General features: G+C 38.1%; 22 protein-coding genes and 1 riboswitch. Of the genes, 4 read left to right on the top strand and 18 right to left on the bottom strand.

What is annotated here, in order from left to right:
- Nucleotides 1–10: 10 nt before the first annotated feature.
- The 12 genes from V471_RS06515 to V471_RS06460 all read right to left on the bottom strand — a co-directional run bounded on the left by V471_RS06515 (nt 11) and on the right by V471_RS06460 (nt 10,228).
- Entirely contained in the window at nt 11–220 is a 210-nt protein-coding gene (locus V471_RS06515) for a hypothetical protein (protein WP_004182317.1), read from the bottom strand.
- A 160-nt stretch (nt 221–380) separates the two neighbouring features.
- Nucleotides 381–1,319, bottom strand: a complete 939-nt coding sequence (locus tag V471_RS06510; RefSeq protein WP_084871292.1) for a bile acid:sodium symporter family protein — start codon at nt 1,317–1,319, stop codon at nt 381–383.
- A gap of 145 nt (nt 1,320–1,464) precedes the next feature.
- Entirely contained in the window at nt 1,465–1,914 is a 450-nt protein-coding gene (locus V471_RS06505) for a cytidine deaminase family protein (protein WP_084871291.1), read from the bottom strand.
- A gap of 10 nt (nt 1,915–1,924) precedes the next feature.
- Nucleotides 1,925–2,662: an ABC transporter permease gene (locus V471_RS06500; protein ID WP_084871290.1), complete on the bottom strand. Its 738-nt coding sequence runs from the start codon at nt 2,660–2,662 to the stop codon at nt 1,925–1,927.
- On the bottom strand, nt 2,659–3,540 hold the full coding sequence (locus V471_RS06495) for an ABC transporter ATP-binding protein (protein WP_084871289.1): 882 nt from the start codon (nt 3,538–3,540) through the stop codon (nt 2,659–2,661). Before V471_RS06495 ends, V471_RS06500 begins: the two co-directional genes overlap by 4 nt.
- 66 nt (nt 3,541–3,606) lie before the next feature.
- Nucleotides 3,607–4,284: a hypothetical protein gene (locus tag V471_RS06490; RefSeq protein ID WP_084871288.1), complete on the bottom strand. Its 678-nt coding sequence runs from the start codon at nt 4,282–4,284 to the stop codon at nt 3,607–3,609.
- 137 nt (nt 4,285–4,421) lie between these two features.
- The gene (locus V471_RS06485; RefSeq protein ID WP_084871287.1) at nt 4,422–5,087 is read right to left on the bottom strand and encodes a hypothetical protein; all 666 of its coding nucleotides are present in this window, start codon (nt 5,085–5,087) and stop codon (nt 4,422–4,424) included.
- A gap of 12 nt (nt 5,088–5,099) precedes the next feature.
- A complete protein-coding gene (locus tag V471_RS06480; protein WP_004182309.1) occupies nt 5,100–5,594 on the bottom strand; it encodes a YkgJ family cysteine cluster protein in 495 nt (164 codons plus the stop codon).
- Between the two features lie 84 nt (nt 5,595–5,678).
- Nucleotides 5,679–7,679 (bottom strand): ABC transporter permease, encoded by a 2,001-nt coding sequence (locus tag V471_RS06475; RefSeq protein ID WP_084871286.1) that lies wholly within the window; start codon nt 7,677–7,679, stop codon nt 5,679–5,681.
- A gap of 1 nt (nt 7,680) precedes the next feature.
- Nucleotides 7,681–8,439 (bottom strand): ABC transporter ATP-binding protein, encoded by a 759-nt coding sequence (locus tag V471_RS06470; protein WP_037610458.1) that lies wholly within the window; start codon nt 8,437–8,439, stop codon nt 7,681–7,683.
- A 144-nt stretch (nt 8,440–8,583) separates the two neighbouring features.
- Nucleotides 8,584–9,558 (bottom strand): sensor histidine kinase, encoded by a 975-nt coding sequence (locus V471_RS06465; protein WP_084871285.1) that lies wholly within the window; start codon nt 9,556–9,558, stop codon nt 8,584–8,586.
- The gene (locus V471_RS06460) at nt 9,548–10,228 is read right to left on the bottom strand and encodes a response regulator transcription factor (protein WP_084871284.1); all 681 of its coding nucleotides are present in this window, start codon (nt 10,226–10,228) and stop codon (nt 9,548–9,550) included. The genes V471_RS06465 and V471_RS06460 overlap by 11 nt, the downstream gene beginning before the upstream one ends.
- Nucleotides 10,229–10,433: 205 nt before the next feature.
- A riboswitch (purine riboswitch) is annotated at nt 10,434–10,529 on the top strand.
- Between the two features lie 147 nt (nt 10,530–10,676).
- Here V471_RS06460 and V471_RS06455 point away from each other — a divergent pair.
- Both V471_RS06455 and V471_RS06450 read left to right on the top strand, forming a co-directional pair.
- Entirely contained in the window at nt 10,677–11,258 is a 582-nt protein-coding gene (locus tag V471_RS06455; protein ID WP_004182304.1) for a xanthine phosphoribosyltransferase, read from the top strand.
- Nucleotides 11,258–12,526 carry a nucleobase:cation symporter-2 family protein gene (locus tag V471_RS06450; protein ID WP_045772319.1) on the top strand — a complete coding sequence of 423 codons (1,269 nt, stop codon included), beginning with the start codon at nt 11,258–11,260 and terminating at the stop codon, nt 12,524–12,526. The genes V471_RS06455 and V471_RS06450 overlap by 1 nt, the downstream gene beginning before the upstream one ends.
- Before the next feature lie 121 nt (nt 12,527–12,647).
- Here V471_RS06450 and V471_RS06445 read toward each other — a convergent pair whose 3' ends face one another.
- Complete coding sequence (locus tag V471_RS06445; RefSeq protein WP_084871283.1) at nt 12,648–14,249, bottom strand: ATP-binding cassette domain-containing protein; 1,602 nt, start codon at nt 14,247–14,249, stop codon at nt 12,648–12,650.
- Between the two features lie 91 nt (nt 14,250–14,340).
- Here V471_RS06445 and V471_RS06440 point away from each other — a divergent pair, with 91 nt between their 5' ends.
- Together V471_RS06440 and V471_RS06435 are read left to right on the top strand one after the other, a co-directional pair.
- Nucleotides 14,341–15,174, top strand: coding sequence for a helix-turn-helix domain-containing protein (locus V471_RS06440; RefSeq protein WP_037601006.1), 834 nt, complete (start codon nt 14,341–14,343; stop codon nt 15,172–15,174).
- 63 nt (nt 15,175–15,237) lie between these two features.
- Nucleotides 15,238–16,587 carry an MATE family efflux transporter gene (locus tag V471_RS06435; RefSeq protein WP_084871282.1) on the top strand — a complete coding sequence of 450 codons (1,350 nt, stop codon included), beginning with the start codon at nt 15,238–15,240 and terminating at the stop codon, nt 16,585–16,587.
- A gap of 878 nt (nt 16,588–17,465) precedes the next feature.
- Here the strand turns inward: V471_RS06435 and msrB are convergent.
- The 5 genes from msrB to V471_RS06405 form a co-directional block, all read right to left on the bottom strand.
- A complete protein-coding gene (gene msrB, locus V471_RS06425) occupies nt 17,466–18,416 on the bottom strand; it encodes a peptide-methionine (R)-S-oxide reductase MsrB (RefSeq protein ID WP_084871281.1) in 951 nt (316 codons plus the stop codon).
- A 151-nt stretch (nt 18,417–18,567) separates the two neighbouring features.
- Entirely contained in the window at nt 18,568–18,945 is a 378-nt protein-coding gene (locus V471_RS06420) for a hypothetical protein (RefSeq protein WP_049528082.1), read from the bottom strand.
- Nucleotides 18,942–19,535: an HNH endonuclease gene (locus V471_RS06415; protein WP_084871280.1), complete on the bottom strand. Its 594-nt coding sequence runs from the start codon at nt 19,533–19,535 to the stop codon at nt 18,942–18,944. The genes V471_RS06420 and V471_RS06415 overlap by 4 nt, the downstream gene beginning before the upstream one ends.
- Complete coding sequence (locus tag V471_RS06410; protein ID WP_084871279.1) at nt 19,535–23,047, bottom strand: helicase HerA domain-containing protein; 3,513 nt, start codon at nt 23,045–23,047, stop codon at nt 19,535–19,537. The genes V471_RS06415 and V471_RS06410 overlap by 1 nt, the downstream gene beginning before the upstream one ends.
- A 19-nt stretch (nt 23,048–23,066) precedes the next feature.
- Nucleotides 23,067–25,541, bottom strand: coding sequence for a dynamin family protein (locus V471_RS06405; RefSeq protein ID WP_084871278.1), 2,475 nt, complete (start codon nt 25,539–25,541; stop codon nt 23,067–23,069).
- Nucleotides 25,542–25,596: the final 55 nt, after the last annotated feature.

Here is a 25,596-nt window from a genome sequence, read left to right as displayed (position 1 = left end):
GCTGGATCTCCTAGTTTTTCAATTCATTAATAACAAGGTCGATAAAACTTTTAGCCATAGTGATGAGAATGTAGGCTGAGATAGACAAGCCAATAATCATGCCAAGATTTGAGAAAATAGCTTCAAAGTTGCCTTTTTCAAAGATATCAGTAAACATGCTAAGTCCAGCAAAGACAGTTCCGATAACAGCATAGATAAGATAAGATGTTTTGATTTTCATGAGATGACCTCTTTCGTTTTTTATTATTTCTAAGTTATGACTAAAGTATATCTTTTTAGTCACTCTCTTTTTAGCACCAGATGTCATGACATGACATGACATTTGTCATGTGACGTAAAGACAAGAAAAAAAGCCAACCCAAGGTTAGCTTTTATTTATCTTAATGACTATTTTTTGAATGGTTCTTCCACCATGATGAAAGGATAGAACCTGAGATATTGTGCCAAATACTAAAGATAGTTGATGGGATAGCAGCTTGTGGCACGAAATATTTCATGGCAAGGGTTGCTCCAAGACTTGAGTCTTGCATCCCCACTTCGAAGGTAATAGCTTTTTGTTGTGGCTCTTCCAAACCAAGAATTTTTGAAAATCCAAAACCAAGGGCATAACCACAAAGATTGTGGAGCATAACGACTGGAATGACAAGAGCTGTCGCTGCTGTGAAAATATTAGCATGGTTGGCAGAAACCACTGCTCCAACGATCAAGAGGATGGCAGCTTGAGAAATCAAAGGCATAATCTTGATGATGGCATCAATTTTCTTACCAAAGATTGAGTGAACAAGCACACCCAAGATAATAGGGACAACCACGATACGCAAGGTACTAAGGAAGAGGCTTTGGGCAGGGACACTCACGTACTGACCGGCCAAGAATGACAAGAGGGTTGGAATCATGAGTGGTGCCAAGAGAGTTGAGAGGGTTTCAATAGAGACATCCAAGGCAACATCCCCACCTGAAAGGAAGGCCATAACACTAGATGAAGTTCCACTTGGACAAGACCCAACAAGGATAACCCCTGCTGCTGTCGCACCTTTCAGATGGAAAATCATACAAAGTAACCAAGCCAAACCAGGCATGATGACATAGTGGGCAACAGTCCCAAGGACAACTGTAATTGGACGCTTAGCAATACGTTTAAAATCTTCAGTGGTCAAGGTAAGTCCCATACCAAAGAGAATCAAACCAAGTAGATAAGCCGTATTGGGAATGACCCAACTACTAGTTGCGGGAAGGGCATAGTTAAAGGCCGCCCAAAGGATAACAGCTACAGTAAACCATTTGCTGAGCCATTTACTAAAAGATACAAGTGACTCCATAATGAAACCTTCTTTCTATTTTCACAGAATAGTATAGCACTTTCATTTTGAATTTCAAGGTAAATTTCGAATTTTCTGAAATTAATTCCAAAAAAAAATAAACCCTCACACTCAAGATGTGAGGATTTTGTAATTTCGATAAACTTTAAGCCTTGTCTTGCGACTTTTCTTCAAACTGTAGAGCCCGTTCTTCTCCCCACCATAGTGGCAATAATTCGCCCAAAGTAATGGTTTGACGTGTTTCGTAGTCAACCATAAACTCCAAGCTACGATTATCGGGATGGAGTTCCATTAGAAATTCTCGACAGGCCCCACAAGGCATACCAGACGGTCCACCATGAGGTGGCTGGTCACGAAAGGCGATAATACGCTTGACCTTAGTTTGACCAGATTCTTGATACATATTGAAAAGGGCAGCCCTTTCAGCACATAGGTGGAAAACACCACACGTCCCTTCCATACAAAAGCCTGTGAAAATTTGTCCATCTTCAGCCTCAACGGCAGCGACAACGTGCCTAGCATAGACAAAGTCTGAGACTTCCTGTGGCTGATACAAGGCTTGAGCCTTTTCATACATTTCCTGCCAAATATCCATTATTTCTCCTTTAACCTCGATCACTTTCTCTTTGCGACTTGATAAAGAGTGCAAGCCCTGTTGCTACTACAGTATAAGCCAAAATAAATAAGAGTGATTTCCATGAAAATGTCCCGTCCTTTGCAAAATTAACGACCAACTCATTGACATGATAGACAGGTGTCCACTCAGAGATGCTCTGAACCCACTTAGGGAACATGGAAATAGGCATCCATGACCCACCCACGATAGCTAGGCCAAGGTAGGTGATATTTGCAACCACAGACATGATTTGTTGAGATTTAATCTGAGCGATAAGCAAACCAAAAGCTAGAAAAACCAGACTTGACAAGAGTAAGAGGGCACCTGACCCTAGCCAACCCGACAAAGGCAACTCAACATCTCGAACAAAAGCTCCCACACAAAAGGTCACAATGATAGCAACCATAAAATTCAGCAAAACACGAAAGATCTTAGATAGATAATAAGCCGAAATGCTGATTTTGGAATGCTCGATATAGGTCAGCCAATGCTCCGTTTGGTCCTCTTGCAACATATAAGGGAAGGTGAATAAACCAAAGCTAGACATGGAAAAGCCAGTCATGGTTAACATATAAGACAGCAAAAACTCTTTTTGAGCCTCAGGATTAGGTGTTGAGACAATACTTGAGAAAAGGAGGAAAAAGCCAACAGGCATCCCGATTCCCATGATAAAGACTGGCCAGCTACGCCACGTTTTTATCCATTCTATTTTTAATAATGCTTTCATGACTTGTCCTCCCTTGTTGAATCAAATAGGCTATCCAAGAGTGTTTTATTTTGAATTTCAATATCAGAAATTCCACAGCCTGCTTCTTCAAGCTTTTGCCATACTTTTTCGATATCTTTGGTCATGAAGCTGATGACATCCCTCTTTTCGGTAATCTCATAGATGTCTGGCAGTCCATGAACAATGTTAACAAAGCTACTTGGAAGAGTGACCTGCTTCTCTTTCTCTTCGTGTCGCATAGCGTATGGCGTGGTATCTCTGATGAGTTTCCCTTGATGGAGGACTAAGATACGGTCAGCTGTGTGTTCCACCTCTTCGATATAGTGAGAGGAATAGAGGATAGTTGTCCCAGCTTTTTTCAAGTCATTGATAATCTCCCAGAAACGCTGACGAGTGGAGGTATCCATACCCGCTGTCGGCTCATCCAAAAAGAGGATTTTAGGTTTATCAATCAAACAAAGGACAAAAGCTAGAAGACGTCTTTGTCCACCAGAAAGTTTGTCCGCAAACTGCTGGTACTGGTCTTCCTTGAATTGTAAGAGGTCTTGTACCTCTTGATTGGTCAAGGGATTATCAGAAATAGATTGGAAGAAGGCAATCAGCTCTTCCACTTTCAAACTATTTGGAATGGTATTTTCCTGAAGGAGAACAGCGATTTGATTTTTGGCCTTACCTGCCTTACCATCAATGAGGACCTGACCATTACTCGGCTTTTTATCACCAAGAATACAGGACATCAAGACAGTCTTACCTGCCCCATTAGGTCCAATCAAGGCCACACAATCGCCCTTGTTTATCTCAAAACTAATCTCCTCTAAAATGGTCTTTCCCTTGATACGTTTTCCAAGAGAAGAAACCTGAATAACTGTCTCACCCATCAGTGCTTTCCTTTCTTTTATATAGAAGCTATGCTTGACAATATCGCTGACATCATTGGACTTCCCTTAATACTCCACTTCCAACTCCGTACAGAAGAGACTTCCGCTCAGATGAAGCCTAGTTTCAACTTGCTCGATATCAGATTCAAAACGATCCACCTTCACAGATGACAGAGGATGTGAAATTCCAGTGCTATCCATGACACAGCCGTGAGGAAGTCGGATATGAACTTCACCAAACTTAGCATCAAGATGAACAGCTACCTGATCTGACGCAAACTTGGCCTGACTCAAATCCAACCAAAGCTCACCAAAAGCTAGATTCATATCAACTGTTTCGATTTCTTGAGAATAGATGCGATACCTATCCTCAGCCATATAGGTCTTAACAGAAATATGAGGTCCCTCTTGGTCGTTCTTATTAACCTTATAGTCTTTAGTAAGGCCTTTCTTTTCACTACGGCCATAAAAAAGCTCTAAGGCCAAACCAATGAGAAAGATACCGCTAAAGAGATTCCACTGTGCAAAATCGAGGTTTAACAAGTCATGAATATAGGGTGATAAGAAGGCCAAACCAAGAAAAATGAGGAGAGGCCGCTTATTCAAGATACCAAAACAAAAGAAGGCCACGAAGAAAACCAGATTATAATTGACCATAATCCAAAAATCTGGAATAAAGGCACTGGCGATAAAACAAGCTGCTAGCAAAAGCAACAAGAAGGCCCGAGCATTAAACCGTTTCATAAGGAAACTCCTTTCTAAAAAAATGATTGCAATTTTCCAATTATTTTCACTATCAGTATAGCACTATTTGTAAACGTATTCAATGTTATCTAAGAAGGATTTTCAAGAAAAAAAGAGCTTTCGCCCTTTCATCATTTTCAATGTTTGACAGTTACCTGTCCAAAGGATACTGAACCTGTTAGAGAAACTGTAGTGCTAGACAAGTCTCGCTCTCCCAGACTATCGTAGCCTTTCACTCCTGCTAGACTTGTATGAAGCCCGTGTGTATCCACTTGCCAATCCTTAGGAATTCGAATGATAACCTGAGAAAAATTGGCTTGAACCACAATCTGAGGTCGGTCCGTCATAAACTGAGCCTGACGCAAATCTAAAGTCAAACGTCCAAAATCGGCATTGGCATAGACAGTTTCGAGGTTTTGTGAAGTCACCACCTGAACAGACTCTGAAAATAAGGTCTTAGCAAAAATCTCTCGCTCATGTTCTTTAGACACCTTGTAAGAGAAGTTCTTCTTATAACTTGGCTTGCTCAAACGGTCCACCGCAATTCCCAAGATAAGAATCCCTACAAAGAGGGTCCATTCCGAATAGTCCAATCTAAAGAGGTCATGAATATAGGTTGATAGAAAAGCCATCCCCAAGAAAAAGAGAAATTTCCCCTTAGATTGCCAGCTCAAAAGCACAAAAAGCAAGGCTAAAATCAATTTATAATTAAAGGCCAAATACAAATCTGGAATAAAAGCTGTTGCGATAAAATAGGCAGCAATGATAAGTAGGGTGATAACACCTGCATTAAAGCGTCTCATAACAGTTCCTTTCTAAATCCTATCCTTGAGTTTTTCCACAAAAAGGTAGGCGGCTGGACAGAAAAGCGTATTTTTAATAGTCAGATGATTGATCTGATAGATTTTCTTACGATCCGTGTGAGGAAAGGCGGCACAAGCCTTAGGACGGACATCATAGATGTCACAGAGATTATCAGGCCCTAAGAATGGACAAGGCATGGACTTGAAGACCTTGTCGCCATCCTCATCTACCTGCAGGTACATTTCCTCGAAGGCAGGTAACTTCATGCGAAAATGCTTAGCAATACGAGTAATGTCCTGCTCTGTAAAGTCTGGGCCTAACGTCTTACAACAATTGGCACACTGGACACAATCAATCTCCTGAAAAACTTCATTGTGTACCTGCTGAACAATCTTATCTAAATTTTTAGGAGCTTTCTTCTTGAGTTGTGCTAGAAATTTACGGTGCTCCCCCTGCTTTTGACGTGCCAATTCCTCGTAACGTTTGACATCAATGGTCTGTGACATGTGTTTTCTCCGATGATTTATAATTCTGTCATCTATTATAGCATAAAAAAATAGAGCCTAGTTTGAAGCTAGACTCTAGGTCAGTTACATTGATACGATTCTGCGATATGAACGTGAAGTAAGGGCAAAAACCAAGACATAGGCTAGGAAGAATACCCCACAAACAATGATTGTAACTACTAACATAAGATCTGGATTGAGAACTCCAATGATACGGACAATCAAACTGATCATATGATAGGCAAAGGCCAAGTGAATAAAGGAAAAAATCAAAGGAAGGAAGAAGACTGTAAGAACTTGCTTACGAATGGTTTGCTTGACTTGAAGGTCGTCCAAACCAATCTTTTGAAGAATAACAAAACGCTCACGATCCTCATAACCTTCAGAAATCTGTTTGTAGTAGATCACAAGAACTGTGCCAAGCATGAAGATGATGGATAGGAAGATACCAATAAAGAAGGTTCCACCAACAAAGCCATTTACCATCCCTTCTGCATCATATCGGCTGTTTGCAGAGAAGTAAGACACAGGGACACCAGTAGTTTGACTATCTAACTGTTTTGTTGCTTCACCTGCTATTTGGTCTAGCAAATCTAAATTTTTCTTGGCATCATGTGTAGGGTTCTTGACGTTAACACCAACATAAGTAGCTTGCGTTATTGATGTCCCTTTCATTGATGACTCAAAAATCTTGATATCTGGTACAACTAAGTAGCTATAATCTGACACAATAATCTTATAGATATTTGGTATTTTTTTATTGATAAAGTCACCAAGTTGCCTATGAATCTGGTAGTTCTTACCATCTATGGACAGACTCTTTTGCGTCTTCAATGTTTTATTCTTAGTGTATAAGGCAATTTGATTAGAACTGAGATTGAGTTCTTTCCCTGTCAATTGCTTAAAGGTTTCTTGAGAAAAGACCAGAACAATTGATTTTGGAACAACTTTTCTTTCATTTTTAGTAAAAACGGTTAACTTATTAGTTTCTTGATTTTTTATACCAAATAAAAGATAAGAGACAGCTACTTTTTCATTTGCTTGCTCACCTGTTTTGATTAAGAAATCATCCATAAGCTTTTTAGTGCTTGTAAGGTCAACTTTATTGCCCGCAACTGAATAATCATGTGGAGTAGCACTCGCTAGATAGTCTTTTTTACCAGCATAGATACTTGCAGCGCCTACAAGCGTCACCAAAACCATGCTTGAGAGGATAGCAATAGTCGCCAGACCAACTGCATTTTTTTTCATCCGAAAGACAAGGTTGGAAATGGAAATCATATTATTAGGCTTGTAATAGTAGTTTTTCTTCTTTTTCAAGAGTTGCAGAACTACTGTAGTCCCGGCATTAAAGAGAAGATAAGTTCCTAGAATAACTAGTAAAACAGCCAAGAAAAAACTCATAATAGCTATTACTGGATTCTGAACAGAGAGAGCAAGATAGTAACCATACCCCATAGACCCAAGCCCCAAAAAGGTTTGAATAACTAGGAAACGTCCCTTTTTTTCACCCTTAAGGCCATCTTTAGTTAATTGTAAAGGATTAAGCCGTAGCAATCGGAAACCATTTACCAAAACCAATAAACTAAAAATACAAGCAAAGATGACAAGAACAATAGGAATTGTCATTACTTGAAAGGTCGAAACTAAACCAGTACTTTCACCGATAAGCCTTTGAAGAAAAGCATAAATGAGTTTATCAAATAGTGCTCCCACACCTATACCTAGAAGCAGAGTCACAAAACTCATAATCACCGTTTCTTTTAGAATCATACTAAAGAGGTGACGCTTCTCTAAGCCTAACATACTATAGAGGCCAAGCTCCTTTGAACGATTTTTCATAACAAAGCTATTGGCATAAAGAACAATAATTCCAGAAGAGAGGGCGACAATCACAAGTCCCATCCCCAAAACCATCTTGATAGGATCTGACCCAGTTAAGTCATCCAGATGCGGATTAAGCGTTAAAGATGTAAAAATATAGGTAATGGCAATAGCCAAAATAGTTGCTAAAGCATATGGATAATAAAGCTTACGATTTTTTATGAGATTGGACAAAGCCAGTCTATTGGTCAGAAGAAACATATTAGTTCACCTCACTTGCCATTGCAGTTAGTGTATCGGAAATTTCCTGGAACATTTGATGTTCAGACTTATCTCCTTTGAAGATTTGATTATATAGAATACCATCCTTAATAAAGAGAACACGCTGTGCACGACTGGCAGCCGCTGTCGAGTGAGTTACCATAAGAATGGTCTGACCACTGGCATTGATTGCATCAAAGACATCCAAGAGAGCTGCTGAAGATTTGGAATCCAGGGCACCTGTTGGCTCATCTGCTAAGAGTATTTCTGGTTTAGTGATGATTGCACGCGCAACCGCAACCCTTTGCTTTTGTCCACCTGAAATTTCATAAGGGTACTTCTCTAGCAAGGGATGAATCCCCAATTGACGACTGATAGCTTCTACTTGTGTCATCATTTGCTTAAGTGGGCGTCGAGAAAGGACCAAAGGTAGTAAGATATTATCTTTAACAGATAGGGTATCCAAAAGGTTGAAATCTTGGAAAACAAACCCTAATTTTTCACGACGAAAACTGGAAGCATCCTTATTTTTAATGGTTGCTGTGTCCATACCATTAAGATAGACACGCCCTGCTGTTGGTTTATCAAGCATGGCAAGGATGTTGAGCAAGGTTGATTTTCCTGAGCCAGACTCACCCATGATTGCAACATAGTCACCCTTTTCAACTGTGAAATGGATATCTTTAAGGGCTTCAACCTGATTTCCTTTGAAACGTGTTTTATAGATTTTTTTAACATGTTGAACATCTAGTAACGCCATAATAAGCTCCTTTATTTAATAAATTTGGAAGAGATTTTTGGAACCTCTTACTTAACTTCTGATACCATTTTATAGAAAAAGCAAGGTCTCAACCATAACCCTTGCTTTCATTTGTGGTCATATTTCTTACACTTTTGTAAGTTATTAATCAATCGCCAACTTCTGCTTTTGAAAATGAATGGAGACTGTGGTTCCTTGGCCAACTTGTGAGCTAATACTAATATCATGTCCAAGCTGATCAGCAATTTTCTTAGAAAGATAGAGACCTAGCCCAGAGGACTGCTGAGTCAGTCGACCATTGTAACCTGAAAAGCCACGCTCAAAAACCCGTAGAATATCACTATTTTTAATACCAATCCCAGAATCTTTAAGATGAAGCCAGTTATCTTTGAAGTAAATTTCAATACCACCGCTTTTTGTGTACTTCAAACTATTTGACAAGACCTGCTCTATGATAACCAAGAGCCATTTTTCATCTGAAACGACCTTAACATCTAAGTCATGTAGATTAATAGTCAATCCTTTTTGAATAAAGAAAAGACTATGTTTTCTAACAACTTCTTTAACCAAGGGTTCTAATGTAACCTGCCTCAACTGCAAATCATCATGAAAATTCTCTAAACGTAAATACTGCAAAACCAAATTGGTATAAGAATCAATCTTGAATACCTCTTGCTCCAAGAGAGCCCTCGTTTTACTATCCGTAACATCCTGAAGCAATAATTGACTGGCTGCTATTGGCGTCTTGATTTGATGCACCCAAAGGGTATAGTAGTCCATCAAATCTGTATAGCGCTTGCGCTCCTCCTCAGTCTGAGACATCTGGCCCTCCCTAGCACTTTCCAAAGCTTGGGCCAGGTAAAATTCTAAAGGACTTGATGGTGTTATTTCCTCATAGAGATAGGCTAAGTTATAAGAGTGATAGGACCTAACCAAGTCCCAAATAACCATGATGATAGTCACAAAGGTCATTATGGTCAAAGCATAATAAAGAATATCTGCCACCTCTTCAAATAAAAAGGCAAACAAGACCAATATGATTCCATTAAAGACAAACAAAAGATAGAAAGTCAGACGAGACCTAATATGGTATTTGATAAATTGACACTTACCCATCATGACGCAACCCGTAGCCAACACCTTTCTTGGTTTCAATAAAATCCTTCAAACCCACTGCCTCTAACTTCTTACGTAAAAGAGCTACATTAACTGACAGGGTATTGTCATCAATAAAGAAGTCACTATTCCAAAGCTCCTTCATCAGGTCTTCCCGACTAACGATATTACCAGCATGATCAAAGAGAACTTGTAAAATCTGAAACTCATTCTTTGTCAAAGAAACGACCTCTCCCTGATAAACCAAATCCATGGCCTTAAGGTTCAGAATCACACCCATATATTCCAAGAGACTCTGATCCTTACCAAACTCATATGAACGACGCAAAAGCCCTTGAATTTTTGCTAGGAGAACATTTTGGTCAAAAGGTTTAGTCACAAAGTCGTCCCCGCCCATATTGATTGCCATAACAATATCCATGGCCTGATCTCTCGAAGACAAGAACATAATAGGCACCTTGGAGACCTTACGAATTTCCTGACACCAATGATAACCGTTGAATAGAGGTAAACCAATATCCATAAGAACCAAGTGGGGCTCTACTTTTACAAAAATAGATAATACTTCCATGAAATCTTCAACAAGAACAACTTCGTAACCCCACTGTTCTAGCATTTTTTTGACTTGTTGACGGATAACCTCGTCGTCCTCCACTAATAAAATCTTATGCATAACTCTACCTCTTTCATTTCCCACTATTATAACAGAAATGCTATAAGAAACGACAATTCTCAGCAAATCTTACAATAATGTTAGATTGAATTTTCCAACTTTTAAAATAGTGCGTTTTCATAGGAAAAATCCTTTGAGTCTTCAAAGAAAATATAGTATTATAATAGAGTTGATGTTGGTTTATCATCAACCAACGACAGCTTCATCGAATAATGAGAACATTACTTATTTATGTCACGAATCGGCGTGACGTTTCTACAAGGTGCCGTAACACCTAACAATGAGTAAGTCAGAAAGTCATCAAAAGATTTTACCGTCTTTTTATGATTTTAAAGGCTTGCTTTGCAAGCCTTTTTCTGTTATTCGATGGTTTTGATCTTTGTCAGAGTCTTAATAGAATCTGGGAAAATCAAAATACACTTTAGTTATATTTTTTATAGGAGGTAATATGAAATTACTGGAAGACCGCATTCTCAAAGATGGGAATGTCCTTGGGGAGAACATCCTCAAAGTTGACTCTTTCCTCACTCACCAAGTGGACTTTGACCTCATGCGTGAGATTGGAAAGGTCTTTGCTGAAAAGTTCAAGGATGCAGGCATCACCAAGGTGGTGACTATCGAGGCATCTGGTATTGCTCCAGCCCTCTATGCTGCTGAGGCCTTGGATGTCCCTATGATTTTTGCTAAGAAGGCTAAAAATATCACCATGAATGAAGGGATTCTCACTGCTGAGGTCTACTCCTTCACTAAGCAGGTGACTAGTACTGTCTCTATCGCAAGCAAGTTCCTCACTCCTGAAGATAAGGTCCTCATCGTTGATGACTTTCTAGCTAACGGCCAAGCTGCCAAAGGCTTGATTCAAATCATTGAAGAAGCTGGTGCACACGTTGAAGCGGTTGGTATCGTTATTGAGAAATCTTTCCAAGATGGTCGTGCCCTTCTGGAAGAAGCTGGCTACCCAGTCGTTTCACTTGCTCGTTTGGATCGTTTTGAAAATGGTCAGGTCGTATTTAAGGAGGCAGACATCTAATGCAAAACAAAGAGAAACACTCGCAGGCAGCGGTCCTAGGACTGCAACACCTACTTGCCATGTACTCGGGATCAATCCTGGTGCCAATCATGATTGCTGGAGCCTTGGGGTATTCAGCTCATGAATTAACCTACTTGATTTCAACCGACATTTTCATGTGTGGTGTAGCAACCTTCCTCCAACTTCAACTTAATAAATACTTCGGTATCGGTCTTCCAGTTGTTCTCGGGGTTGCCTTCCAATCAGTAGCACCACTTATTATGATTGGTGAGAAACACGGTAGCGGTGCTATGTTTGGTGCCCTTATCGTTTCAGGGATTTATGTTATCCTCGTTTCTGGCGTCTTTTCAAAAGTGGCCAATCTCTTCCCTTCGATCGTTACAGGATCAGTCATCACAACTATTGGTTTGACCCTCATCCCTGTCGCTATCGGAAATATGGGAAACAATGTTGATAAACCAACTGGTCAAAGCCTCTTCCTTGCCGCTATCACGGTTCTCATCATCCTCTTGGTTAATATTTTCACCAAAGGATTTATCAAATCCATCTCAATCTTGATCGGTTTGGTTGTCGGTACTGCTATCGCAGCAAGCATGGGCTTGGTTGACTTCTCACCAGTAGCTGCGGCACCTATTGTCCACGTGCCAACGCCATTCTACTTCGGGGTACCTAAGTTTGAGTTGTCATCAATCATTATGATGTGTATTATCGCTACTGTGTCTATGGTTGAATCAACTGGGGTTTACTTGGCCCTCTCTGATATTACCAAAGAACCACTCGATAGCACTCGCCTTCGTAACGGATACCGCGCTGAAGGTTTGGCTGTTCTCCTTGGTGGACTCTTCAACACCTTCCCATACACTGGTTTTTCACAAAACGTTGGTCTTGTGAAATTGTCAGGTATCAAGACTCGCTTGCCAATCTACTATGCAGCTGGTTTCCTTGTTCTTCTTGGACTCCTTCCTAAGTTTGGTGCCTTGGCTCAAATCATCCCAAGCCCAGTCCTTGGTGGCGCTATGCTTGTTATGTTCGGTTTTGTTTCTATCCAAGGGATGCAAATCTTGGCACGTGTTGATTTTGCCAACAACGAACACAACTTCTTGATTGCTGCGGTATCAATCGCTGCAGGGGTTGGTCTTAACGGTAGCAACCTCTTCAACAGCCTACCAAATGCTTTCCAAATGTTCTTCTCAAACGGTATCGTCGTTGCAAGCTTGCTTGCCATCGTCCTCAATGCCATTTTGAACCATAACAAAAAAGAAAAATAACACAAGAACACCTGAGTCACTTGACTTAGGTGTTTTCTTTGAAATTAAAATCTTCAAGTTGTAAAGCAAAAGAAAAAACTAAGCAACTAATCTGTCTAACTTTTACTGAAAGTAGCTCTTGCTATTTAATTCTTACGATTGACTTATTTTCAATTCTATAGACAGCATCATAATCTTCCAGATTGTAATGATGGGCAATTTCAATAATGCTATTAGGCAACTGTTTCAGGACATTACTTATTTCTTTTGAACTTGCTGCATCTAAAGAAGCCATCATCTCATCCGCAAGTAAAACCTGCTTGCCCCTCAAAATAGCACGTGCAATCTCAAGTTTTATGATTTGACCACCTGAAAAGTTATCTCCAGTTAATTCATAGTCTAATTGGTGACAACAAGCCTCCCATAGTCCAACTTTTTTTAGTGTTGAAATGAGCAATGAGTCAGAATAATCTTGATAAAGAGTTAGATTATGTCGCACACTTGTATGAAAGACATAGGGATTTTGATGAATAATTGCAATATTATCTAAATTTGGAGTCAGCTCCCTTCCATCAATGCTTTTAAAAATGATTTTCCCACTATATGCCTTATCTTGCCCTGATATTAACCTAAAAAGTGTTGTTTTTCCAATACCACTATCACCAACTATAAGATTATGCTGAGACAATGAAAAAGTAACCGTAACATCTCGAAAAATCTCTTGATTATCATAAGATTTAGTGACGTTTTTTAACTGAATTTCTTCTAAAGTATGTATGTGAAGCCCTTTTGAAGGAATTTCTGACTCACTTCCAAATGTCAATAATTTATCTTTTATCACTTGACTTGATTGAATACTTGCAATAGCCTCCAGAATCTGTTGTAAGGGGTTAATAAGATATGTTGAAGCAGACATCATAGCAATAAGTGTAGTAATTGAATTTTGTTTCATGACAAGACCAATCACAAATGGTCCAATCAAGCCGACAGCTTTCAGAGGTCCTGTCCAAAACATAACTAAATTATGAAGTGTATAATACTTAAATTGTGTCGTCTCCATCTCACTAAGGGTTATGAGAGTTTGCTTTACATTCTCTTTTTCTGCTTGGTTGCAAATAATAGTTTCAATCCCTTTACCAAAGTCTGTAATAGCTCTTAAATTTTTCTCTTTTGAGCTACTTAGTAATTCTCCTGACTCTTTTAACTTTCTCTTAAATATAAACTGAGGCAAAATCATCAGAAAGGCACCTACAGTAAAAAGACTACCTACAATAATATTTTGTTTGAGCAGATAAATTACAGATACTAGGACAGAGGCGCCCCACACTGGCGAGATAAGAAAAGATTGGAGGAACTCCTGGTCTACAATTCCAAGATCTTGTGTCAAGAGTGAGCAAAGCTCAGAATCGGATATGTTTTTAGGAAAGGCAGCATGATTCTTTAAAATATTTTCTGATAGGCTTACATTAAACGCTCTAATAATAGAACGAAGCAGAATATTCTCTATATACATAAAAGCGTACACAACCACCCAAAGAGAGATACTCGAAAATGTAAAAACTATTAAATCCCGACTATCACTACTATCTATATGACCTGCCATCTGGATAATTATAGGTATTACAATGCCTTGACACGAATAAAGAAGCGCAAAAATGATATAAAGTACCATTTCCTTCTTAGGAAGTAGCTTAATAAATCTAAGCAGTGACACAGCAACCGATTTAGTTTTTTCAATAATCATTGCTTTTACCTCCTTCAATTTGATACTATTATTTTAGTTTATTAATAGTATCAACTATTGAAATTTCGGAAATCCGATAAGGGAATTTTATATGGAACAAGGTCAAAAATTTAAACAGATTCGAAAACAGAGAAAATACACTATTCAGAGACTCGCTCAAGTAGCTGGATCTGTAGCGAGTCTTTCAGACTTTGAAAATAACAAAACATCACTCTCAAATGATACTCTTTTCAAACTTTTAAAACATCTAAAAGTCGAATATAATGAATTTTTCGGACAAGAATATCTTGTGGACGAAACCTACATAAAACTTGCTAATCAATTCAATCAAGCCTCAAATCATCTAGACTTTGAAGCACTGGAGCAAGTCGCAGAAAAGTTTCGCATTTTAGGAGAAACCAATTATAGTGATTATCTGATTAGTCTTTGTATTGACTGTCAGATTTCAAAACTTCAAAACCGTTCAGTTAACCAAGATATTGCTACAGAACTTCAAAACTACTTCTTTTCGATTGATATTTGGACACTTCTCGATATTAATTTACTGAATATGGTAAAGGATATCTTCACAGAAGATGCGCTAAAAATCTACATTAAGGAATTCCTATCAATACTCAATAAAAATCCTAGAAATAATTTAGATCGAATCACTTTAGAAGTTATCAGTCGTTGTATTTTCCAAATCATTCTTTACGGAAATCAAGAAGATAGTGACTACTATATAAACGAACTAAAAACTATTCAATTACCAGACTATTTCATGTTACAAAAACTCTATCTTAAAGAACTAAAAGCCGCATACCTTTATAAATTTATCGATAAGAATATGGGAATGACTATACATAAAGAAATTCTCCACTACTTGGCTTTTATGGGAGATGACGATAATTTGAGAGAATGGGACCAAACTTTCCGTCAATTATAGACTTTATTGGATAACAGTTGTACAATGATTATATAATTTGAAAAATTTAGAAAGGAAAACAGAATGCACGAAACACATTCTCTCCGTGAGCGATTTCTTGTTTTCTTCAAGATTTTTGTGCCCATACTGATCTATCAGTTTGCCAACTTTTCAGCAGCTTTTGTGGACACTACCATGACTGGGCAATACGATGCCCTACACTTGGCGGGGGTAGCCATGGCAACGAGTTTATGGAGTCCTTTTTTCACCTTCTTAACAGGTATCGTCTCTGCCTTGGTTCCGATTATCGGACACCATCTAGGGGCAGGTCGCAAGGACCGAGTGGCACCTGATTTCTATCAATTTCTTTATATGGCTTTGGGTCTATCACTAATCCTCTTTGCCCTCGTTTTTCTGGGGGCACCCTTGGTTTTGAATCATCTAGGTCTGGAGCCTTTGGTCAGAGAAGTCGCCCTTGGTTATCTACGATTTTTGAGTCTTGGGATTATTCCCCTTCTACTCTTTAGCGTGATTCGTTCCTTCCTTGATGCGCTTGGCCTCACGCGCCTGTCCATGTACCTCATGCTTTTGCTTCTACCTCTCAATGGTTTCTTCAATTTTCTCCTTATCTATGGCATTGCTGGTCTACCAGAGTTGGGGGGAGCCGGAGCAGGTCTGGGAACTTCATTGGCTTACTGGGCCCTTCTCCTTATTTCCATCGCAGTTATCAGAAAACATAAGAAGGTTAAACCCTACCACATTGAAAAGGTTCAACCCCTTGATAAAAATTCTCTACTTGAGGCACTTAAACTGGGTCTCCCTATTGGTGGAACGGTTTTTGCAGAGGTCGCCATCTTCTCAGGTGTTGGTCTAGTTATGGCCAAGTATCCATCCCTTGTGATTGCTAGTCATCAGGCAGCCATGAATTTCTCAAACCTCATGTATGCCTTTCCTCTCAGTGTTTCCAGTGCTATGGCTATCATTATTTCTTACGAATTTGGAGCTAAACGCATGGATGCGGTCAAGAGCTATAGCAAGCTAGGTCGTCTGACTGCTTTAGGTTTTGCTGGTTTTACCTTGATTTTCCTCTATTTCTTGCGCTACGATTTGGCTGAACTCTATGGACATGAACCTGAGTTTTTGAGAATGACGGCTATTTTCATGACCTATAGCCTCTTCTTTCAAGTGGCGGATGTCTTTGCGGCTCCCCTTCAAGGAATTCTGCGTGGCTATAAGGACACCAAGGTCCCTTTCTATCTCGGTGTTTTGGCTTACTGGGGCATGACTTTCCCTGTTGGTTACCTTCTTGAAAAAGTCACTGAACTGGGCCCATATAGTTACTGGATTGGCCTGATTGCCAGTCTTATCGTCAGTGGTATTTGTTATCAATGGCGCCTAAATAGAATCGTCAAACGTTACGAAAATCAACTTTGATATACTTGAAGCAGTCTCGTCAGACTGCTTTTTTCTCTGCTCACATCCTGATAATAAAGAAAAAGCCTCCTGCATATTGAAAACAGATAAACTGTTGTCAATGTACACAAAGCTTTTTTTATGAGTGATTAATTTTATTCAGATTTTCCTGACCTATCGCCAAACTAGATTCATTAATGAAAACATAGATGTTTAATATTGAAAAAAGTATCACAGAGACCAGCTGGGTCAACTAGGGCAAAATAAATCATGACTAAACCACACAGAGCTAGGAAATGATAAAGATAAACTACTTTCTCCGCTGTTTTAGGAAGTAAAAGAAAAGACAAGAACCACAAGACACAAATGGCTATTAATATGAGTAGTTTATTCAGCAATTCCATAATAAGCTCCGTCAAAAAGGTTTAGCACAATATAATAGTCCTTAGAACTATCTGAATGTTATCACAAAATCTAACAAGTGCTGTCATATTTCTTTATGGAAATTTATACTCTTTTGCTAGCTATGTTTAGGTAAGTTAAGACATATAAAATCATAATTGGGAGGTTGGGAAGACTAGTTATTACACAAAGTACAATAATGTTTACAGACACCAAAACTAGCAAAATCTATAGAAAAATAACACTTTGACACTTGTTAGATTTCTCACTGTTATAATGTACTACTTTTTAGTTTGACACGTAAAACAATTTGTATAAAATTGTAAAAAAATGTAATGAAAGGTCACTTTTTTGTCCTGAATGGTTAGGTTACATATCATGTTAGGTTTAAAAGGCTTTCATCTTATTTACATCTTCTTCTGTCATGAAAAAAGAGGTTAGAACCAAGGGGAACCAACCTCTTTTTAGTAAATAATTCATTCCTTCAGAATAACTAATCAGTCCACTTGATCAAGCAAGTAAGCATAGCCTTCTTTTGCCATGTCAGCTTTAGGAACAAATCGTGTCGCTACCCCATTGATACAGTAGCGTAAACCACCTCTATCACTTGGCCCATCTGGGAAGACATGACCTAGATGGGAGTCGCCCACACGACTACGAACCTCAATACGATCCATATGGTGAGAATGATCTTCCTTGTAGTTGGCTACCTCAGGACTAATGGGTCTAGAGAAACTTGGCCAGCCACAGGCTGAATCAAACTTGTCCTTTGATGAAAAGAGTGGCTCACCAGTCGCCACATCAACATAAATCCCAGGCTCAAACTGATTCCAAAGCGGACTCGTAAAGGCCCGTTCTGTTCCATTCTCCTGAGTCACAGCGTAGGCTTCTGGACTCAAACTTTCCTTAAGTTCCTCCCGATTTGGCTTGTGATAAGCACTAGCATCAATAACAGGACTAGCTGCCTGATTGACATTGATATGACAGTAACCATTAGGATTTTTCTTGAGATAATCTTGATGATAATCTTCAGCAGGAATAAAGTGCTGAAGTGGAAACAATTCAACCGCCAAAGGCTGACCGTATTGCTCAGTCATTTCTTGGAAAACTTGCTCGATAGTCGATAAATCATTTACATCCGTGTAGTAAACACCCGTACGGTACTGGCTACCCACATCATTGCCCTGTTTGTTTTTACTCAGAGGATTGATGATACGGAAGAAATGTAGCAGAATCTCACGCAAGGATACCTTGCTAGCATCATAGGTCACCTGAACGGTTTCAGCGTGGCCCGTCTGACCGATAAGCTCATAGCGAGTTGTCTCACTACGGCCATTGGCATAACCCGAAACCGCATCAAGCACACCAGGTACGCGAGAAAAATACTCCTCAACACCCCAGAAACAGCCACCAGCAAGATAGATAGTATGATTATTTAGATTTGACATTTTTAACACTCCCTTCAATAGATACTTTCATCTCCACGCCTTAAGTGTAACGCTTTTGAGAAGATTTCGCACTTATAGTGACTTGAGGGAGAAAAAATCCCATCACAAGTGTGATAGGATTCAAATAGATGACTTTATTACCTTGATAAATCTACAAATAAACAGATTGACTGGTAATCAATACCTTAGGTAACAACTGGACAACAATTCCTTCATCAGGATTTTCAGAATCATCAAATAGGAATGCTAGTTCTCCAGTTCTCTCGATGTACAATTCACTTAAACTAAATCTCTGTTTACTTTCAATACCAAATTCAGCTATCAACAGGGCTTGAAGCTTTTCTAACTGTTTATCTTTTTCCTCTAAAAACTGAGAATATACCGACTCTTGCTGTTCTGTAATACCATCATTTTCATAATACGCAGAAAAATCAACTGGCACAATTTGAGACTGTGAAAACAAATTTACTTCAAGCTTGGTGTAATACCCAAAATCAAATTCTAATTCACCAAATTTTGACTCTATCATGATTCATTACCTTTCTTCTCAATTAATTCTTTACATTTCGCAATTCCACCTTTATGTGGAATTGCACCGTGGGCATCTATAGGTACTAGATCTAAGGTTTTCATGTCACTTCTTTCATGATAGGTTAGCCTATGTTCTTTTCTATAAGCTTTTGCCTCTTCGGGACTGACTCCCATTTTGATAGCTAATTGTAAATCACCTTGTTTAAAATTTTTATTCCTTTTTTCTGAAAAGTTTTTTAATTTAAAGCTTTCTTTAGCTATAGGTGTAAAATCTGGTTCAAAATTTTTAAAGGTAATTCCATCAATACCATATGGTTGAAATATTTCCTTAATCGTTTTCTGTTCTGGATTAGTTTGTGTATTCTGCGGGACATAGTTTGGATCAGGAATCCATTTCGAATTTCCAGGCTCACCAGTCCAGTTACCATTTGTGCTAGGAATAAATTGCTTTTCAAAATTATTGTCATTTATTTTAAATAGTGATTTTGTAAAATTTTTAATGTCTTGTCCAGACAATTTATCCTTTGGGAGAATACTTTTAAAATTATCGGCAGTATTTTTTTCAGCTTCAAGATTTTTTCCTTCCATTAGTATACGCCCCCTTCTTTTGTTTGAACTTCTACAAAACGTTTAAATAGATTTTCGTAAGAGGAATCTCGAAACTGATGTTCTTCAATTACCAATGCCAAGATGATATTAATCGTTTCTTTAGGGTAAGATTCGATAGGTAGTTGGAAGTTATGTACAACAGTGTCAACCCAATCATGAATATCGTCTTCATCCTTTGATTTCTCGATTGCCCTATTGGCATCTAGCAATTCATACACAAGTTCTCTCAAACTCTTCAAATTAACGTCCCCGCTAGAATCATTGACTTCCATAAGAAGCCTTTTAATCTTTGAACTGATATTTGAATTTAATATCAATTCACTTACACTAGAACAATCTACATGCTTACCTTTGGTCATCCAATTTGTTATAAGATAATCTAAAATAACCGATTTGACATTGTTGGCTTTGAAACTTTTAGACGTAGCACTTCCTACAAATGTATTCTGAAATGTATTAGAATCATGCTCAACTTTTTCAACCTTACATAAAACTGGCTGAATCCATTCATTTTGATAAACTGCTGCAACACCCTTTGGTAATTTGGCGAGTTCTATGATTTGGTCATCGTTTAGATTAGCTGACTTACCTACTAATTCACGATCTGAAAAATCAGGTAATCGCATGATAATCTTAGTATTAGTATTTCGGATAACTGACAAATCCATTAGACCTGGTGCTTGATCAGCAATAATAAATCCTTCCCCATAGGTACGCATTTCAGCAATGGCATTTGCCAACATCTCCACACTCTTACCTAGGAGATTAGCTGATTCAGACATTTGTTCTGTTGATGTGCGTTTTAAGAGATTATGCGCTTCTTCAAGCACAGTGATGTGTTTTAATTCTGCATTCATATCCCCATTAGTCATGCGATACTCTTGCAACTTCAATACCAAAATACCCATTAGCAAGGATTTAGTCTCAGTGGAACCAACTCTACTGAGATCAACAATGACATTCGTATCAAATAGATGTTCATTTGTGAGTTCATCATTTGAAAAGATAAGTCCATTAATACCGTTTGTCAGAGATTCGATTCGAGTTAGTAAGGCTCCCTTATAAGCACCTTTATTCTCATCATCATATTCACTGGAATCAATAATTGTCTTAATATTATCTGCTATATCATTGAAATTTGGATAGAGTCTACCATAAGGGTTGTTTGATTCAAGAAGATCCCATCCACAATCTTGATAAGATTGTTCAACAGCTTTTTTTAAAACAGCTGGCATAGCCGCATACATCGGCCAACATACATTGAAAATTTCAACTAGTCTATCTAGATGCTCTAAAATATGAATTTCTTTAGGGAAACTAAACGGATTCAACCTCAGCAATGGTGTTAACTGAGGATTCGTTCCATAAACTGAAACATCGTCGTGATTACCAAAGACATGCTTATATTCTCCTTTTGCAGGTTCAACAACTAGGAATTTCAAGCCATTCTTTCTGCCTTCATTAAGGAGTTGATAAATCGTATTACTTTTACCAGATCCCGTACTACCTGTCACAAAAACATGAGAGGCTAAAGAGTTTTGGTTCAGATTTACTGGTACATCTTCCTTATGATACATATGGAAAATATCACCTAAATGAAGCATCTTATCAGTAACATCTTCTTCATCAAATTTAGCAATATTTCGGCCGAATTCTGCACACTCTAATATCGGTAGTCCAGGAATAGATTTTCTTGGGAAGTTCAATGAAAAGGCTAATTCTTGACCAGTAAGAGGTACTGTTGATGTCACGATAGATGGGTAGACACTAAAGGTTGAATCAGCTAATAGCAAATTAGGGTTCAATCCAAATAAAGGGTGACGTAATTCTCTTAGGTATGCTACAATCTCCTCTGCGTCACCACTGCTCTCACCTAAATCCCCTCTCCATAAATTAACCGAAGACTGACTCATAAAGGACTCTTCTCCTTGGGTCAAAGCTAAGTAAGTGTGAGCAACATTATTCGCAATATTTTGATCCTCACTGAGTACATAGGCAGCGAACTCCCACATGCCCATAGCCGTTCCTTTTTCAAAACGTTTCATCTGTTCTTCAAGGACCTTAAGGGCGTGAGAAATATTATGATTGGTAAAGGACTGAGTGATTCCCTCATTCTTACCGACTGTCGCAGTCACATTTGAGGCACGCGCAAAATTAGCACCGATATTAGAACCTAAGTTAACACCACTTGAAGAGCCCAAGGTCTGTCCAACCGTTTGTGATAGGGCACGACTAGCAGTTTTAGCAAGGGCACGGCTAACAGTTTTTGCGGTCGATTGACCGATAGTGTCTGAAGATGAAATTCCCTTTGTTAGTGCCTGACTAAGGCTAGTGTTAACTCCCACTGTCTCACTCACTCCTGCAGTAACACTGTGGTTAGTTCCCAGTTTAGTACCAGCTGTACCAACGCTTGCACTTGAACCCGCAGTAACACTAGCACTTGTAGTTGAACTAGAACTCATTCCAACTGTTCCCGTCGTTGTGGATCCTTTATTTGTACCATCTGTATGAGATGTATTGGTACCATCAGTCTGACCAGACGAATCCGTTTGAGATTGACCACTAGTTTGCGTATCCCCAGCAGATTGGTTAACTGATTGATTCTTACCATGTTGGATACCAGCACTTGCTCCAACATTGACTCCAAAAGTAGCCATGGAAGTCGTTGCATCTGAAGCTGTGAAAGTATAGTTGGTTTGCCATTTTTCATAAGGAGCTAAAGCTGAAAATAGCTCAGATAAACGTAACTTTCTATTTTCTATATCCTGAATAGGACTTGCTAAAAGGATTAAGGTATAGTTTTCGGATGGTTGTGACGGAATGATGCCATCAATCAATTTTTCGATGGTTTGACTAATAAATTTTTCAGATTTGGCAGTTGGTAAATTAGACACCGTTGCCACTGAATAAGGCTTAGAGTTTGCTAGACAAGGAATCCTACCGATTCCCTTTTCATTCTGGACTGTAGATCCAGGAAAGTTACCTTTAATGGATTCTAACAATCGCTTACGATAATTTTCGACATTGACATTATCAGAATCATTCTTGGTATTTACTACAGCTAGAAAAACTTCTGTATTGGTTTCAGTTCGATTGAAGACGAGAGCAATATTACAGTCCTCGTTAGAAAGTACTTCATAAACATTAACCAGTTTTTCTAAACTATTTTCTTTTTTGTCAACGACCCATTTTGTGATATTGAAATACCTGATATTATATGATTCCTGAAAGTCTGTACCAAATTCTACCTTATTTTCTATAGGAACATAAAGTTCTTTTATTTGTTCCAAATACGAATTGAAAATTTCTACTCCACATGAAGCTAATAAACGATTCGTTAACTCCTCATCGCTAATATTAGGTTGATCAGCCAGATACTTCTCTCTTTGCTCCTCAACTTGTTTGAGTTGCTCAGGGCTCAAAGCTGAAAGTTTCGCAACCTTGTCTGCAGCCTTAGCTCCTGCCTTATTAATAATGTTTTTTATTCCCATACGATTCACCTACAAAAAGCTATTTCCAAGTAATCATTTGTTTAATCTGGTTAGTATAATTTTCAATTTGTTGCTGTTGCTCCTCTAAGCTTGCAACTTCGTTTCTTGTTCTCTGAATTTTCGTATTCAAAGCACTTAATTCTGGACTAAATTCAATGATATTTTGAACAATTATACTTGTAAGATTTACTAGCCAAATTTTAAAAGCTTTCTCGTGTTCCGAACAAATACTTCCTGCAAATTCTGTCATCTTTGATTTAAATAAATCATTATAGGTCTTCTTAAGGCCAGATACGTTAACTTTACTTGATTTCAAAGTAAAGTCTCCCAATCTAAATACATAACTAAGTTCTTCTTTACTAAACTTTTCAAGATTTAATTGAGTAAAATCTATCTCTTCATAAGATAGAATCAATTGAGAAAGCTTTTGACGTTTTTCTGGTTCAAGTCCCAAATCACCTGAAATAATACGCTCAAAATGAGATTTTATCTCAGAAGCATGATTAGACCAAAAACTGCTAGAAATACGTTCAAATTCAATCCTTGAAAAATAAAGTTCTTCTACAAATTTATTTCTAAAATAGTCGACTGTTTGTGCAGAAGCTAGATTCTCTAAGTTGATTTTCTTTGTCTTGTTCTCACGTGTAACACTGAAATAGTTACTAACCTCATTACTGATATTTCCTAACTTTAGATTACTAATATCAATTTGTTGATGCTCAGTTAAATTTAAAGTTGGATTTAATGAGAGTATCTCTTTGTGTATTTCATTATAACGGTCTAGAACATCCCCTTTTTCAATCTGTTTCATTAGACGTTCTTGGAAAATCTTCATTTCCTTTGGATACTTAATCAAAAGGTCATTTTTTTGGGATAATGAAGTGGATTTCAATCTTTCAACAATGACAGATTTTTGGCCATCAAGATTAGCCTCTAATTCTGCCTCTCTACTACGTAAATCTTCGTTTTTCTCTGTAATTACTGCATTTGTTCTCAATAGTAGTTTATCTAATAAAGCTTTTGCCTGTTGACACTTGTCATAATGTGAATAGCGGTCAACAAAGGTTTTAATAGAATCCTCAATGGTTAATAAACCGCTATTTGCATAAATAAGGTCGGAACTTTTTTCAGCAGTTGCTCGAACAGTATTAGACATTTGTCTTGGAAGAATGTCAAACTCATACAGCTTCTTATAGTATTTTGTTTCAGGATTTGAGTATTTCTCTCTATAAGTATCAAATTGCTCAGAGTAGAATTCTCCCTCTAAATGCCCATTTAACTTCGCTCCAAGTCCTAAAATTGATGAAACGTAATAAATACCTTGAGCATATAATTCTCTTGGAATGGCTTGATTCATGATTCTATCTCTAAAAGAATCACTTTTAAGATTAGTCGAGCTTAGAGCCGCTGCTTCGGCCTTATTAACCACAATCATGGTGAACCGTTCATCTAATCCTTCTACTGAAATAAGTTTTTCTTTTAAATTACTATTATCAGTGCTGTCTAAGGAACTACTATCAGTAACAAAGACTGGCAAGCCATTTGACATACCAGCCATGGCATTAGCTAGGACTTCTGAATGCTGACTATTAGTTGATGAATTAGAACCTGGAGTGTCGAATATCGTAATTTTTGAACCTACATCTCCTAAAATACCTTTTGAAAATGGGACAAGTATTTCGATTAAATCTCCAACGCCTTCGTCAGCAGAATCATTGATAACTTCTAATACTGCATGTAGCTTTGAAATGATTGAATCAAAAGAAGTATTCAAGATACCATCGACTTTCTTACCAAATGAATCAGTGACATTCAATCCATCATAAAATACTTGATTATCATGGAAAGTGAGAACGACTCTTTCATCTTTATATACAAAAGAGATTTTGGCACGATCTTCATAAGAACTAGCCGTAACTTTATAGATTTTAGCGGTCACAGGAGTCTCAGCGCTTGGGAGTAATTCCTGCCCAATCAAGGCATTGATAAAAGTTGACTTCCCTGCACTATAGGTTCCTAATACACAGATAGGAACTGTATCTCCGGAGGCATCCGAAAAGCGTTTTAACTGTGTTTCAATCTCCTTGTTGCTCTCCCCAATATTCTTTATAATCAGTGGCTCAAGATTTTTAAAAATACGATTAATTTCTGGCAGAACATCGCGTGCGTTCTCTAAATAGCTTGTAGATGATGATAAAATAATATTTGAAAAGCGCTCATCTTTTAATGCTTCTTCTAACTGTTGCTTTTCATCATTTGGCCCCTCAAAAATTAATTCAAGTTTTTCATCTGGAACAGAATACTCATTTTCAATTTCTTTTAAAATATCATATACCTTAAAAGGAAAAAAGCCACGTTGAAAAACGGCTGAAACCAACTTACTATTTGAGTTATTTTCACTATTTATTGTTATCCAACTTTCACTAGATAAGTCGTAGCGACAAAAAGTTACTGTCTTCTCGTAAGGATTACTTACAACTTTAATTTTATTCATAATTACTCCGATTATTTAATAATACAAGTGTATTATATCACAGCAAACGGTTTTC

Origin of the sequence: Streptococcus salivarius, from assembly GCF_002094975.1 — a bacterium.
Lineage (GTDB): Bacteria > Bacillota > Bacilli > Lactobacillales > Streptococcaceae > Streptococcus > Streptococcus salivarius_D.
Note: the sequence above shows the minus strand (reverse complement) of the source record. Positions and strands in the feature narration are given on the sequence as shown.

What these genes read in the sequence shown, in the direction of transcription:
- msrB (WP_084871281.1), bottom strand. Translation starts at nt 18,416, where the DNA reads ATGTCAAATCTAAATAATCATACTATCTATCTTGCTGGTGGCTGTTTC.
- V471_RS06445 (WP_084871283.1), bottom strand. Translation starts at nt 14,249, where the DNA reads ATGATTATTGAAAAAACTAAATCGGTTGCTGTGTCACTGCTTAGATTT.
- V471_RS06515 (WP_004182317.1), bottom strand. Translation starts at nt 220, where the DNA reads ATGAAAATCAAAACATCTTATCTTATCTATGCTGTTATCGGAACTGTC.
- V471_RS06460 (WP_084871284.1), bottom strand. Translation starts at nt 10,228, where the DNA reads ATGCATAAGATTTTATTAGTGGAGGACGACGAGGTTATCCGTCAACAA.
- V471_RS06495 (WP_084871289.1), bottom strand. Translation starts at nt 3,540, where the DNA reads ATGGGTGAGACAGTTATTCAGGTTTCTTCTCTTGGAAAACGTATCAAG.
- V471_RS06500 (WP_084871290.1), bottom strand. Translation starts at nt 2,662, where the DNA reads ATGAAAGCATTATTAAAAATAGAATGGATAAAAACGTGGCGTAGCTGG.
- V471_RS06415 (WP_084871280.1), bottom strand. Translation starts at nt 19,535, where the DNA reads ATGGAAGGAAAAAATCTTGAAGCTGAAAAAAATACTGCCGATAATTTT.
- V471_RS06485 (WP_084871287.1), bottom strand. Translation starts at nt 5,087, where the DNA reads ATGAGACGCTTTAATGCAGGTGTTATCACCCTACTTATCATTGCTGCC.
- V471_RS06475 (WP_084871286.1), bottom strand. Translation starts at nt 7,679, where the DNA reads ATGTTTCTTCTGACCAATAGACTGGCTTTGTCCAATCTCATAAAAAAT.
- V471_RS06455 (WP_004182304.1), top strand. Translation starts at nt 10,677, where the DNA reads ATGAAATTACTGGAAGACCGCATTCTCAAAGATGGGAATGTCCTTGGG.
- V471_RS06450 (WP_045772319.1), top strand. Translation starts at nt 11,258, where the DNA reads ATGCAAAACAAAGAGAAACACTCGCAGGCAGCGGTCCTAGGACTGCAA.
- V471_RS06410 (WP_084871279.1), bottom strand. Translation starts at nt 23,047, where the DNA reads ATGGGAATAAAAAACATTATTAATAAGGCAGGAGCTAAGGCTGCAGAC.
- V471_RS06440 (WP_037601006.1), top strand. Translation starts at nt 14,341, where the DNA reads ATGGAACAAGGTCAAAAATTTAAACAGATTCGAAAACAGAGAAAATAC.
- V471_RS06480 (WP_004182309.1), bottom strand. Translation starts at nt 5,594, where the DNA reads ATGTCACAGACCATTGATGTCAAACGTTACGAGGAATTGGCACGTCAA.
- V471_RS06470 (WP_037610458.1), bottom strand. Translation starts at nt 8,439, where the DNA reads ATGGCGTTACTAGATGTTCAACATGTTAAAAAAATCTATAAAACACGT.
- V471_RS06420 (WP_049528082.1), bottom strand. Translation starts at nt 18,945, where the DNA reads ATGATAGAGTCAAAATTTGGTGAATTAGAATTTGATTTTGGGTATTAC.
- V471_RS06405 (WP_084871278.1), bottom strand. Translation starts at nt 25,541, where the DNA reads ATGAATAAAATTAAAGTTGTAAGTAATCCTTACGAGAAGACAGTAACT.
- V471_RS06465 (WP_084871285.1), bottom strand. Translation starts at nt 9,558, where the DNA reads ATGATGGGTAAGTGTCAATTTATCAAATACCATATTAGGTCTCGTCTG.
- V471_RS06435 (WP_084871282.1), top strand. Translation starts at nt 15,238, where the DNA reads ATGCACGAAACACATTCTCTCCGTGAGCGATTTCTTGTTTTCTTCAAG.
- V471_RS06490 (WP_084871288.1), bottom strand. Translation starts at nt 4,284, where the DNA reads ATGAAACGGTTTAATGCTCGGGCCTTCTTGTTGCTTTTGCTAGCAGCT.
- V471_RS06505 (WP_084871291.1), bottom strand. Translation starts at nt 1,914, where the DNA reads ATGGATATTTGGCAGGAAATGTATGAAAAGGCTCAAGCCTTGTATCAG.
- V471_RS06510 (WP_084871292.1), bottom strand. Translation starts at nt 1,319, where the DNA reads ATGGAGTCACTTGTATCTTTTAGTAAATGGCTCAGCAAATGGTTTACT.